The organism is Clostridium senegalense JC122 (genome assembly GCF_000285575.1).
Taxonomy (GTDB): Bacteria; Bacillota; Clostridia; order Clostridiales; family Clostridiaceae; genus Clostridium_J; species Clostridium_J senegalense.
The window spans coordinates 1,346,227-1,361,000 of record NZ_HE611050.1; the positions used below are offsets into that span (position 1 = coordinate 1,346,227).

4 protein-coding genes are annotated in these 14,774 nt (G+C 28.2%); 1 reads left to right on the forward strand and 3 read right to left on the reverse strand.

Going from position 1 to position 14,774, the window contains the following annotated elements; genetic code table 11:
- The first annotated feature begins 422 nt into the window (after positions 1-422).
- Complete coding sequence (locus tag CSGHG_RS20120) at positions 423-1,001, forward strand: transposase (RefSeq protein ID WP_010293669.1); 579 nt, start codon at positions 423-425, stop codon at positions 999-1,001.
- 553 nt (positions 1,002-1,554) lie between these two features.
- Here CSGHG_RS20120 and CSGHG_RS21810 read toward each other — a convergent pair.
- From CSGHG_RS21810 to CSGHG_RS21820, 3 genes are all read right to left on the reverse strand, one after another.
- Positions 1,555-4,893: a cell wall-binding repeat-containing protein gene (locus tag CSGHG_RS21810; protein ID WP_010293670.1), complete on the reverse strand. Its 3,339-nt coding sequence runs from the start codon at positions 4,891-4,893 to the stop codon at positions 1,555-1,557.
- 1,307 nt (positions 4,894-6,200) lie between these two features.
- The gene (locus CSGHG_RS21815) at positions 6,201-9,167 is read right to left on the reverse strand and encodes a cell wall-binding repeat-containing protein (RefSeq protein WP_010293671.1); all 2,967 of its coding nucleotides are present in this window, start codon (positions 9,165-9,167) and stop codon (positions 6,201-6,203) included.
- A 955-nt stretch (positions 9,168-10,122) separates the two neighbouring features.
- Positions 10,123-13,740 carry a cell wall-binding repeat-containing protein gene (locus CSGHG_RS21820; RefSeq protein ID WP_010293672.1) on the reverse strand — a complete coding sequence of 1,206 codons (3,618 nt, stop codon included), beginning with the start codon at positions 13,738-13,740 and terminating at the stop codon, positions 10,123-10,125.
- Positions 13,741-14,774: the final 1,034 nt, after the last annotated feature.

The following is a 14,774-nucleotide window of genomic DNA, read 5'->3' on the forward strand; positions in this document are numbered from 1 at the left end:
CTAATTAATTGCCCTTTGTCCATTGTCAATTTTTCAAACTCCCTACCTCAACTAAACAAGCAATATCCCTAAGTTCTACCTCCATTATAAATGGGACAGGCACGATAAATTTATTTTCTTGGCTAACACTTGATGCTCTCATAATTTTATACTTCTATCTAAAACATCAAAGCCAGTCCCGAACAACTACGCTACATAGTAGCTACATGGGGACTGGCTAACTTTGCTTACTTGTTGTAACTAAACTTAAAGAGCTACTCTCTATTTTATGGGTATACACCTTTCGCGCCTGTCCCATTTGTTACGGTGCTACACCTTGTTACTCGATTCTTCTTAGATTTTCATTTTGAATGTTTAGAGCATATACTCCTTAAAGCTGTCAATACTTATAATAGTATATTAATAGAAAGAGGTGTTTATATATGCCAAGAGGTAATAGACAGTTATCTGATTTTGGTATATACCATATTGTTGTTAAAAGTCCTAGTAATCTAACACTTTTTAAAAATAGTATTGATAAAATAAACTATTTAAGAATAATTAGATTTTATCAGAAGATATTTCACTTTAAAATATATTCTTACTGTATTATGGATAACCATGCTCATTTTACTATTGATGTTGGTAAAGAAAATTTAAGTAATATAATGAAAAAAATCAAAGAAAAATACTCCTTCTATTTTAGAAATAGCTATAATTTTTCCGGTTCAATTTTTAATAATAGATTTTATAGCAGTATAATAAATAGTGATACATACTTAATTCAAGTAACAAATTATATACATTTAAATCCAGCTTCTATAAATTCATTCAAAAATAAACCTGAAGAATATCCATTTTCAAGTTTAGGAATTTATATAAAAGAGAGAAAAGATTATATGAATCTTATAGATTGTAGCAGAGTATTACAATATTTTAGTAAAGATTTAAAAACCGCTACATATATTTATAAACAAAATATACTAGCTCCACCTAATAAACGTAGATTTAAAATTGAATAGATGATTATAATAAAGTTTAAATTTTTAGAAAGCAATATTTTTTAGTATCAGCTCCATTACAAATGGGACAGGCACGATAAATTTATTTTCTTCGCTAACACTTGATGCTCTCCTAGCTTTATATATTTCAACTAATAACACAAAGCCAGTCCCGAACAACTACGCTACCTAGTAGCTACATGGGGACTGGCTAACTTTTTTTTATTCATGGTAACCAAATCCAAAGAGCTGATTTTTATTTTTATATGGATAAACCATTCGTGCCTGTCCCATTTGTTACGGCTGTGAGCATTGAATTTAGCTTTGGTTAGTTTTATCTCCCAAACTCAAATTTTGCTCCCTTAAATTGAAAGAAACTGGACTAAGGTCCAGTTTCATCCATTATCGTCAATTCTCCATTGTCAAATGTCAATTTTTTTAACTCTCAATTCTTATAATTTTAACTTTTAACTATTTAGGGGTTTGCTAATTTTTTATTTATAAATTTTATGTGTATTTATAATAGATTAGTTTTACTAAACCAAATTAGGGAGTTAATTTAGTTCAAATTGTTTTATTTTTTTCTTTCAGCTGTTATTGTATCTGAGTTTGTATTTGCATTATTAAATCTATCTCTTATAGGATGCATTTGCTTTATATCAAACTCTTCACAATCATCTTCAACTCGTTCTTTTAATGTAAATATTACAGTGTCACTTAAATCATTTTCACTATCACTTTCTATAGACATTATTTCATAATCGCCTAAATCAAAAGTAGCTAATGATACATAATCCATTCTTACTTTCTCTGAGAATTTTATTTCTATTTTATTTCCATTTTCTATTATATTTGCCTCTTCAACAATTGGCGCAGATTTATCTACTAATTTATCAACTGAATTATCACCTAATTTAAATTCTATATCTTCTAATGATGATGATTCGTTTACTGTTGTAAATACATCTTTTCTAAATGACAATACACCTTCTTTTATAACTTTTTCTTCATCATTTTCATAATTTACTGTTCCATCAGTATTAAATATATCATCATCAAATTTTAAAGTTATTCTATTATATAATTTTCTTTTTGATTTCTTTTCTTTTATTTTGTATGAACTTGGATTTAATACTTCGTCACCTAGTTTAAATTCTATACTTTGTAAAGTTATATTAGATATTTCCTTGTCTAAATAGAATTCTATTGTATTTTTATCTAGTACTGATATTTTTCCTTCTTGTGCTATGTCTAAGCCTTCAATAAAATGTATTTCAGGCATATTAATTATCCTATCATCACAAACTGTATCAATACTTATGCCACCTAATCCAGTAAACTTACCATTAGCATCTGCTACTGAACCAATGTGAATACTTACATCACCTTTTTCTTTTTCTATTTTATCTGGTAATGTTATTTGAACTAAATCATTATCCCCTTTTATATCAATTTCAGCATCATCTATTTCATCTAATTGTTTAGGTTCTCCTCCATTATAAGTTACAAGATAATTTTTCTTATCTAGCACTGAACCTGTACCTTCAGTTCTCATAGCTTCACTAAACCTTACAAATATTTGGTCACCATGTTCGCCACCGTAAGTTACCATCTTTACCTCTGCTTCAGTGGTATCTGCAACTTCTATTTCTAGGGATGTTTCCTCTACTGGTACTCTAGCAACAGTAGTATCTCTAATTTTATTTTTAACTATTTCTAAAGTATATTTTCCTTCAAAATCAGATGCATCTATAGTGTATTCTTTTTTACCATCGTCTTTACATTTTATTTCAACTTCCTCTAAATCTTCTTCATCACCATCAGCATTTGTCAAAATATAAGATTCATAATCATCAGCACCTGTAACTGCCTTACTAAATTTCAAATCTATAGTTTTATTAAATCTATTGTATTCAGCTTTTACAGTAGGAGAAGTTTCCCCCTGAAGATTATAACTTATAGAAGTTTCTTCAAGTTCTTTACCCCATAAATCTTTTATTTTATCATCTTTCTTATTTTTATATTTAATAACAATTTTATGCTCACCTAAAGGGAATCCGCCATAACTAAGAGTTACTTTATTATCTTCTACTTTTTTAACCTTTAGTTTATAATCTTTATTTACATAATCTAAATAAAATTCCACATTATCATCTTTAACAGTATCTATATCTAAACTTTTATTAAATTTAAGTGTAAGCTCCTCAGATTTAACTTTATCTACTGTAGCAGTAATATTGCTTTCATCTTTTACCACAGTAAAGTTTTTATTTCCTTCTTCACACTTAAATCCACCATAATTATATATTCCATCTTTAATAGTCAACTCATGCTCTCCATCTTTTAATTCAGATGAAGTTATCATTCTTACCACATTAGCATCTAAACCAGGATTATCTATTCTTGTTTCAATACTTGATGGATATTCCTTATTAACTCTTAAAGCATTTCTAATTTCGTTACTATTTTTAGCTGTAACTGGCTCTGAGAATATTAAATTATATTCCTTTGGTCCCACTTGCTTAATATCTAAAAGTTCTGGTAATCCAGTAGATAAAACTCTTACCTCACTTTTAAAATCAGCAACCTTCTCTTTTTTATCCTCAGTATACACATTACTAACTTCCACATCTAAATCTACTTGATTATATTTTATTCCATAACCCTGTCTTAACGTTATGATAGCTGTTTTCTTATCTTCCTTTAATTCAATTAAAGAAGTATTATTTTCACTATTCTTATCAATATCATTTAAAACATCTTTATTGTCTTCATCTTTTATTTCATAATTAAATAAATCTGTAGCACTATCCTCGTCTACTGGTTTATTAAATTTAACTTCTAATTGAATACCATTTATAGCCTTTACTGAATGAACTTTAGCTGCTTCATTTGGATCTGGATCTGGCTCTGGTGTAACTTCTTTAATACTTAAAGCTTTAATTATATTTTCAACAGTATTAGCATTTATACCATTACCTACCTCATATAAAGTTTTAACAGTTTTACTTTCTAAATAAGTTTTTTGGCCACCACTAATATCTTTTCCAACTAAAACTAATGGACTTTTTTCTTTTCCAGCTACAGTTGAAATAGATAGTGCATCAACTAACTGACCTACATCTTTACTACCATCTTTTGCAACATATATGTTTGAAAATCCTTTTTCACTATAGAACTTTTCTAAAACCTTACTATTAGTTTCTCTTCTATTTTCCCCACCGATTCTTTCAGCCTTTGGAAGAGATTTTTCAACTTCTTCTGAAATAACTCCTTTTTCACCTAAAACGTAAGAACTTTCTATTTTCTTTTCCTTTATATATTCTCCAGTTTTACCTAAGTCATCTTTAGAAGAAATTAAAATTGGCATTTGCTTATCTGCTGCCACTGGTGCTATAGACAATGCATCAGCAAGACCAGTATATCCATTTACCACAGCTACTTCTTTGCTATCAATATTTTTTGCTATGGCTATTGCAGTTTCTTCTCTATTACTACCAAAAATTCTTTCTGTCTTTATTCCCATATCATTTAACTCTTTAACAACATCTTTAGAAATAACGGAGCCACCGCCAACTATATAAACATTTTCTGTTTGTAGTCTCTTAAGCTCATCTTTTGTAGAATCTGTTAGAGCCTTACTAGTTGTTAAAAGAATTGGAGCATCCTTAAGCTTTGCAAAAGGTGTTGCTGCTAAAGCATCTGAAATAGCTGTAGAATTAACTAAAACTACATTTTTAGCACTAGTCCAACCATGCTTACTAACTTTTACTGCTGTTTCATATCTATCTTCTCCAGCCAACATTTTTCTTTCTATAGTTTCCTTAGACTCAACTGCAAATACACTATGTCCCATTGTTGAAAGTGTAGCACCTATCAACAATGTAGAAATCACCCTCGATTTTTTTCCCATAAACTAAAATCCCCCTTTTATTTAAATCCCCCTATTCAAACTTATAAAAATACTCCAACTTACCATTTAACTTAATTTCCTAATTTTATAAGTTTTTCATAGTAAAAAAACGAGTAACTTGATTTATTTACATTTTAAATATTATTTTCAAATTTTATCCTATAAATATTTAAAAATACAAATACAAAATAATTATAATTCCCAAAATATTTTTGCAATTTCGAATTCATTTTCTTTCATGCTATAAATATAACAATTTACTTAAAATTCGTAAAAATTTTATTTAACTCTAACTTTTTTTATAAATTTTGATTATAACCTACATAAATATTTTAAATTTCACAAAAATAGTCCATAAATTTCCAAACATTCATTAAATAATATATTTTTAAATTTTAGATATTTATATTATATAATTTAGTTTGCTGATATATTCTTACATTTTTACAACTTTAAAATAAATTAATTCATTTTTCCTAATTATCTTAATTTAACAAATATTGTTTTCATTGAGAATATTATCATTTCTTCTAAATACTGTCAATATCGTTCTTAGAATTTTAATAATCCACGGAAATTATTTAAAATGTATTTACAAAGTTTGTATAAAAATTACATATAATTTACTATTCCCTACTAGATAATTTTCTTTGTTTGTGATAAACAAAGAAAAGCCAGTCCCCAACAATTCCAAAGAAACTGGCACTCCAGTTTCATCCCGAACTTTTAACTATTAATTATTAACTATCTCAGGGACTGGCTAACTTTTTTTATTTATAGTAATTAAATTATAAGAGCTAATCTCTATTTTATGGGTATACACCTTTCGTGCCTGTCCCATTTGTTACGGCTGCACACTTTAAAAATATTACATATTTCTAGTTAAGAGTGAATTGTTATTGTTATTACTACTCACTTTGTTCCTAGTAATGCTAAACGTATTTTTAAAATCTAGTTTTGCTAACAAAATCTAAGTAAGCAATCACTCAAAGTTTTACTTCCATTACAAATGGGACAGGCACGATAAATTTATTTTCTTCGCTAACACATGATGCTCTCTTAATTTTTTATTTTCCACTAATAGCTCAAAGCCAGTCCCGAACCTCTATGCAACAAAGCTACTTTATTTCAAAGAAACTGTCATTCCAGTTTCAACCAACATTGTCAAATGTAAATTGTCCATTGTCAATTCCTAAATAAATTGTCCATTTCCTAACTAAACTCCAGTTTTTTTTTTCCCATAAAAAAAGACTGCTTCTAGGTAGAATTTTTTCTACCTAAAGCAGTCAAGTCTTAATTATTTAATTTTATTTCACTGTTACTTTAAGGTTATCACCTGTTTTACCAGATTTTTTTGCTTGTAATATTACATCTTTATTTTTTGTTTCTTTTACTTCATATTTTTTTGTCCAATTTGCATCACTTTTGTTTAATGTTTTTCTAACAACTGATGCTACACTTGTTGATATTGATTTGCCTGGTACTACTACTTGAGTTTCCTCTTTTTTACCATCCAATTCAACAACTACAGTTATTGTTTGTTGGAAAAGTGTTCCCGAAGTAAATCTAATGCCACCTTCTGCTTTTGTTGATATATCTTCTGTTACTATTGGATTTGTTGCTCCTGAACAGAATAATATCGGTGGACAATTATTCGCAGCTTTTATAAGTGTAATTATATCTTTTAAATCTAATTTATTTATTTTACCTTTTATAACTTCTGAAACTTTTTTCTCACCATTTTTAATAGCATTTTTCTCTTCTTTAGTTAACTCTAATTTTCCAATGATCTCTTTAAGTTGCTTACTATTAACATTATTTAATGCTTCATCTAAACTTGAAGGTTGTTTAAATCCATTATTATAAGATACATTTATACCTTCACCTAATGCTTTTTGAACATCCTTAGTTCCAATAACATTTAATGATTTCATTAACATACTATTCAGCTTATTCATTATTTCATTTTTATTTGGGTTGCCAGAACCTGCAACTCCTTTTATCATTTGCACTAAAATTTCAGTAGTAATTGTTCCTTGTACAGGACAAACAGGAGAAATTATAGTTAAGTTTATTGTTTTAGATTTATCGTCAATAGTAGCAATAACAGGATTATTTATTCCCATTAACATCTTTTCTACTTTTGGTTTTATATTACCTGGTAAATCATTTTGTACATTAATATATTTTAAAAGACCCTGTAATTCTTCATCTTTTAAATCGTCTATTATTTTTTCGAAAGCCTTAACTTCCACTATAAAATCAGGTATTTTATTATCCACATTTATAGTATAATCTTTATATTTTTCATCTTCTCCAAACCCTACATCTATTGGTTCTGAAGTAAAGTTAGGTATTTTAGATGTTATAGCAAATCTACTTAATCCATTTTTTAATTTTGTTTGATAATTAGCTTTTTCTGCTGCATCAACACCATCTTTAAATGGAATTTGTTCAGTTTCTATATCACCTATTGGTAAATCTGGTTTTTCTGGTGCCACACCTTCTTCTATATCCACTTTGATTCCATCACATGGTGTACCTAATTTGGTTTTTATAGCACCTTCTTTAAGTTCTATACCTTTTAGTACAGCACTCTTACCTTCATCATCAAAAACTCTATTTTTAAAGATTATAGTTAGTTTACATACATCACTACTAACCCCTCTAGTAAACGCTGTTAAGATTTCTGGTTTGTTGCTATCGCCAATTATTCCACTTGTTATATTTTCATTATTTAAATCAAAATATATCTTAGATAAATCAACTCTGTTAACACCTATAAATTCACCATTTATATAAATATCTATAGTTCTAGAATCCATAACTTCTGGTTGTCTTGAATTTATAGTTATTTTTCCGTCTCTTTCAACTAATATTGATTTATCTAAAGCACTAGTATCTAGTGTTTTGCCTTTAGCATTTTTAACCTTACCAACTTTTAATTGTAAATTACCTGAGTTACTTTTTTCATTACTTCCTGTAATAGTTTTGTTTACTGATTGAGGTAATGTTATAGTAACTTTTCTACTACCTATACTACTAGAAATTTTAGCTCCTGATATTTTACTTACAGGTTTAAATCCCTGTCCATCTACATTTATTTCATAAAGACTTTTATCTGTTATAGAACCTTTACCAGAAGTTCTCATCATCTCATCATAGTTTATAAATATTTTATTTAAATCTTCTCCACCATACTGAACACTTTCAATTGTTGGAGCTTCTACATCATCCAAATCTGGGAATATAGGTTTTACATTAGATATAATTCTATTTTCTTCTAATATTTTAAAAACCCTAAGAACATTAAATTTATTTATTCCATCACCAACTGTAGTGATTTGTTCTGATGTAACATTTTTTAAGAATTTTTCTTGTTTAGGTGATAGTGATTTCCCTACAATCATAACAGGGCCTTCATTTTTAGCTGCTAATGGTGATACTGTTAAAGCATCAACTAAATCTGAATCCTTTTTAGTTCCATCTTTAGTTAAATATAAATTATCAAATTCACCATTTCCATAAAACTGCTGTAGCACTTCTCCATTAGTTTCATTTCTATCAGATCCTGCTATTCTTTCAGAATTTGGAAGGGTATTTTCTAAAGAATATTTTACAACCCCTTCTCCACCAATTATATATTGCATTTTGCTGCTATTTGCTATTTCTTTACCTGCTCCTAGGCTATCACCACTCTCATTGGTTAAAAGTATTGGAATGCCATTAACAGCTGCTGGTGCAGCCATAGATAAGGCATCTGCCATACCATTTACACCATTAACAATAGCTACTTCATCTTTTTTGCCCATTTTTTTTGCAATAGCCACAGCTGTCTCTATTCTATCGTTACCACCGATACGTTCTACAGTAAGACTCATAGATTTTAGCTCACCTTCAACAGACGAACTTATAACCCCTGTACCACCAATTATTATAACTTTACTTGCCTTAAGCTTTTTAATTTGGTTTCTTGTTGCAGGTGTTAACTTATTGCTTTCTGTATACAATATAGGTGCATCATTTTCATATGCATAAGGTGATGCTGGAAGAGCATCAACTATATTATACCCATTAACTAAAACTACTGTATCTGCCTTTTCCCACTCTTTACTTACTTCAACTGCTGTCTCATATCTTGTTTGACCTGAGATGTTTACTATCTTATCTCTAATAGCATCATCAGAGTTATTAGCAGCCAAAACAGTAAAATTACTACATGTTGATATCATAGTAGCCAAAAGTACTGATGCAATCACTCTCGAACTTCTCATCAAACCATCCTCCCTCATAAAAGTCATAACTAAAACTTATTTTTTTCAAATTCAAAGAAACTGGAGTCCAGTTTCAACCACAATTGTCAATTGTCCATTGTCAACTGTCAATTCCTAATTAATTGTCCATTGTCAATTACTAATTAATTGTCCATTGTCAATTACTAATTAAATTGTCCTTTGTCAACTGTCCATTCCTAACTAAATTGTTCATTCTCAACCATAATTCTCAACCATAATTCTCAACTAAATAACTTTCTACCAAACTGAAAGTCTAATTAATGTAATTTGTTATGAAAACATAGTTCTCTATCACATTACAATTTGCAAAGCAAATTACACTATCATTTCAAAGAAACTGATTGATTCAGTTTCAACCACCATTGTCAATTGTCATTTGTCAACTGTCAATTGCTAATTGATTGTCCATTGTCAATTTTTAAAGACTTTTAACTATTAACTATCTAAGATTAATGTTAGTTGGCAAAGTAATTTCGTAAAAATTTTTAACTTGCCACCATTAAAAGTTTACCTCATAAGTATATTTTATCTAATTTGTAAATATATTTCAATATATTTCTCAAAAGTTAACTATTTTTTCAAAATTATTACTTGAAAATATTTAAGGAAAAAAGCCAAGCAAAAATGCTTGGTCTTTTTTCTCTATTTATTATATTTAATTCTACTATCCGTTTAGGGAGTAAACCTAACTAGGATATTGTGTTAACTTTGATTAATTATTTATTGAAACCTTCTAATTCTTTTTTAGCATCTTCTAATGCTTTTTCAGCTAATATTTTTTCAGCTTTTACTGTTTCAACTGCTTTTTCTGCTGCTTCTTTTTCAGCTTTTACTGTTTCAACTGCTTTTTCTGCTGCTTCTTTTTCAGCTTTTACTGTTTCAACTGCTTTTTCTGCTGCTTCTTTTTCAGCTTTTGCTACTTTAACTGCTTCTGTTAATTCATCTTTTTTGCATCTTCTGTATTATCAGCTAAATTCTTTTCAGCAACTTTTAAAGCATCATCTTTTTCTGTTACTGTTTCTTCAGCTTTTGTTAAAGCACTAGCTTTTTCTGTTGCTGTTTCTTCAGCTTTTGTTAAAGCACTAGCTTTTTCTGTTGCTGTTTCTTCAGCTTTTGTTAAAGCACTAGCTTTTTCTTTTACTGCTTCTTCAGCTTTTGCAACTTTATCTTCTAATCCTTTTTTAGTAACTATTGATTCTATTGTGAATTCTATTCCTTCTGCCTTATTATCTTGTAAATCATAAATTACTTCTTTTTGAGTTACATCAATATCTACTTTTCCATCTTTATCTGCAACACAAGTGCTCTTTCCATCAAGTGTTAATGTTACTATTTTTCCATCAACTTTGGCACTATCAACATTGTATCCATCCACATCAAATGTATATTTACTTATAGATTTAACTTCTTTAGTTAATTCAAATACAATTTTTGTTGCTATATTATTTTCATTTGTATATATATTAGCAGAATCATCTACATAATCAGCAACAGATTTATCTGATTTATCTTTATCAACTACTAATGCTATAGCATCATTACCTTCACATTTTGTTTCTAAATTAGTTGTTAATGATTCATCGTCAAATTTTATTTCTTTACCTACAAAGTCCATATCATCATTAAACTCTAATTTTAATTTTGTAGCTTTTACATATTGTCCTTCATTAACTTTTAAAGTAACTTCATCTAATGTAGCTTTTTTAGCTGACTTTCCATCAACTTTTATTTTACTAGCTACTGCAGATGTTACCTTTCCTTTTAGATATACTTCTATTTCATTAGTATCTAAAATGTTAGCATTAACTTTCTTTTCTTTATTTAATATATCATCTTCATCAAGTTGATCTCCATTTAATAAATCAACCTTTTTATCAGATACTGCTTTATTAGTAGCACCAAGGATATATTCTATTCCATCTATTTTAGCAAAATTACCATTAGCATCACAAACTCTTCCAACTTTAACTGTTGGCTCATTTGTTATATTATCTGGTACTGTTATTATAACAGCCTTATTATCAACTAATTCTATTTTAGCATCATCTATTTCATCTAAAGTCTTATCAACTTTTTCATCACCTTTAACATCTTGATTATAGTCTAAATGATATAAAGATTTATCTAGTATAGAACCTTCACCTTCAGTTTTCATATCTTCGCTATATTCTACATAAATTTTATTGGTATCTTTGTCCCCACCATATCTTATACCTGCTACTGATGGAGCTTTAGAATCTAATGTATCTAATTCAAATGAACATTCTTCTACAGCATTTCTTTCTACACTTGTATCATGAATTTTATTACCTTTAATAGTTAAAGTGTATTTTCCTGATAGATTCTTAGCTTCTATTTGATATACTATTTCATTTTTATCATCTTTTTGTTTTACTTCTACAGTTTTGTAATTACCTTTTTCATCTTTTAATTGATAGTTGCTCGCTTGTTTAGCTTCATCTTTATCTACTTTTTTACTATATTTTATTTCAATTTTTTTATCACCTTTGTTATAAGTTACTGTAGCTTTTGGAGCTATTGTATCTTTCGCAACTGTAAAGTCTATTTTTGTATTTTTAAGATCATTTTCCCATAAATCTTTAACCTTGTCTTTATTTTTGCTATCACTTTTATAAACTACTAATATTTTGTGATCTCCTGATGGAATCTCTTTATCAAATGTAAGTTCTAATTTTCCATCTTTCATCTCAGCTTTTTTTGCTATATAATCACTATTTTCATAATCTAAATAATATTCAACATTTGAATTATCTTCATATGTTGCAGTTTCTTCATCTACTTCTTTATTAAAATCTAATGTTACTGTTTTACCTGAAGTTTTATAAACTGAAGCTGTAAAATCTTCTTTATTTTCTTTAGCTTCAAACTTTTTCTCTACTGCTTCAAGTTTTAATCCAGCATAATCCATTATTTTATTTTCTTTTATAGTTAATGTATGACTTCCATCTTCTAAATCTTTTGAAGTTGTTACTCTAACTACATTTGCATCTATTTTTTCACTATCTACTCTTGTTTTTGCATTAACACTATAAGAACCATTATCTATTCTAATAGCTGAAACTATGGCTGAACTGTCTTTAGCTGTTACTGGTTCGGAGAATACTAAATCAACTACATCTGGTCCAACTTGTTTAATTTCTTTTAATTCTGGTAATGTATTATCAAATAATTTAACATTTTTGTTTTCATATTTTTCAAATACATTACCTTTATCTGCTGTCATTATATTTTCAGCTTTAACTCTTATAGTTTCTTGATTATAAAAATTACTTTCTGTATAAGCTTGTGGTAATGTAATTACTACTGTTTTTTCATCATCTTGAACTTCAGCTTTTGCATTTACTGCTTTATCTCCTTTACCTGATGTTGCTTGATATTTATCTTTATTTAATATATTATCGCTCTTTCCATCTTCTTTAACTTCATAGTTAGTTATATCTTCAGCACTATCTTTATCTATAGCTTGATTGAATTTAACTTCTATTTGGTTAGCATTTAATACGTTAACGCCTGTTACTTCAGCTTTATCGCTTGGAGTTTCTTCTTTAACTGTTAATGCTTTAACTATAGCAGAAACTGTGTTTTGGTTGATTCCTTCTCCAACTTCTACTAAAGATTTAGCTATTCTGTCTTTTAAGTAAGCTTCTTGAGCTTTATCTAATTCAGAACCTGCTAATACTAGTGGGTTTCCTTCTTTTCCAGCTAGTGGACCTGCTGCTAATGCGTCAACTAATTGATTTTCTTTAGCTGCTCCATCTTTAGCAACATAAACTTTGTCTAATTCTTTTGCATCGTAGAATTTGTTTAAAACTTCTGCATTAGTAGCATTTCTGTTAGCTCCAGCTAATCTTTCTGCATCTAATTTTTCAGTTAATTCTTTAGAAACAACTGTTTCTCCACCGATAACATATTTTGTTTTAGCTTCATCAAGAACTTTTTGACCAGCTCTTACTGATGTTCCATCAGATAAAACTATAGCCATTCCTTCTTTAGCAGCTGGTGCAGCTACTGATAATGCGTCAGCTAATCCTTTTATTCCGTTAACTACAGCAACTTTTTCAACTTTTCCGTCTTTTCCCATTTCGTTAGCTACTGCTTCAGATGTTGCATATCTGTCTTCTCCAGCAACTCTTTCAACGTCTAATTTTAATTCTTCTAATTGTTTAACAACGTTTTTAGAAACTGCAGTTTCTCCACCAATAACTATAACTTTTTTAGCTCCTAATTTAGTTATTTGATCAGATGTAGCTTTTGTTAAGCTTCCTGCTTCTGTTAATAAGATTGGAGCGTTTTTCATTTTAGCAAGTGGTGTAGCTGCTAATGCGTCAGCTATTCCAGTATAGTTAACTAAAACTACTGTGTCAGCCTTTCCAAATTTGTTACTAACTTCTACTGCTGTTTCAAATCTAGTTTCTCCAGCTAATTTTTCTTTGATTATTTCTTTTGATTCAACTGCGAATACTCCTGTGCTTGCAGATGCAACTGTAGCACCAAGTAATAAAGTTGAAACTACTCTTGAACTCTTTTTCATTCTTTTTACTCCCCTTTTCTATTTAGTAAAACTAATATTAGTCTAATGTTCTTAAATGCATCTCAGCATTTTATAGAACATAGAACATAGATTAATACACATATCCTAGTTTTTAAGAAAGCTTATAAAGTTCCTTATTAAATCCTATCTTAATAAAAGCCGCCTAAATAAACGCTTGTCCATAATGGTTAACAAATTAAATTAAGCACATGACAATTCACAATCTTCAAATTATTATGAAGTTTCCGAACCTAATGTACTTCGTTTTTTCTGCTCCATGCATTTTTAAGCAAACAATTCTTAATCTAGGTAATTGTATTACATATGTTCCATAATCATACTGAGATTTGAACACTAGATAATATCATTTAATTTTTTATTTTATTTGAATGTCTAATTAATGTCTAATTAATGTCTAAGTTAAATATATTCACAAAATATTAAAATATAACCTAATTAATACATTATTAATACATTTTATTTTGTAAATAATTTATAAAGTTATCTTTATACGTATATTAAATTTAATGATGGTTTTTTTATTATGTATCTATATTTATTTTTTTAATATTAATAAATATATTTGTAATAATTTTTTATGCTTAAAAATATTCTATAAAAAAACTTGTCCATCTGTTCTCTTATTATACATTTAGTTGTTGTATATTTTAAGAGCCTTACCACTGTTTTTTTAAGTTTTTTTCATGTTTTTGAAAGATTTTTTTGATTTATTTTTTTTATTAAATTTAGTTAAAATTAACTTTTAAAATAAATAGGTTTTCACATTTATTTACCTTACATTTCGACAAGTTACATCTTTATTAAAATATTTAAAATTTTGCAAACATTTCATTTCTCTATTTTTTAACTATGAAATTTAAAAATTAAACAGAAATATTACATTATTAATTGAAACTTAATAAATCCCCTAAACAAAATACATAGTATGCCAATGCGAATAGAAGTGTTACATAATTATCCAATACTTTTTTTAAAGTACTGGTTCTTTTTCAAAGAAACTGGTAGTCCAGTTC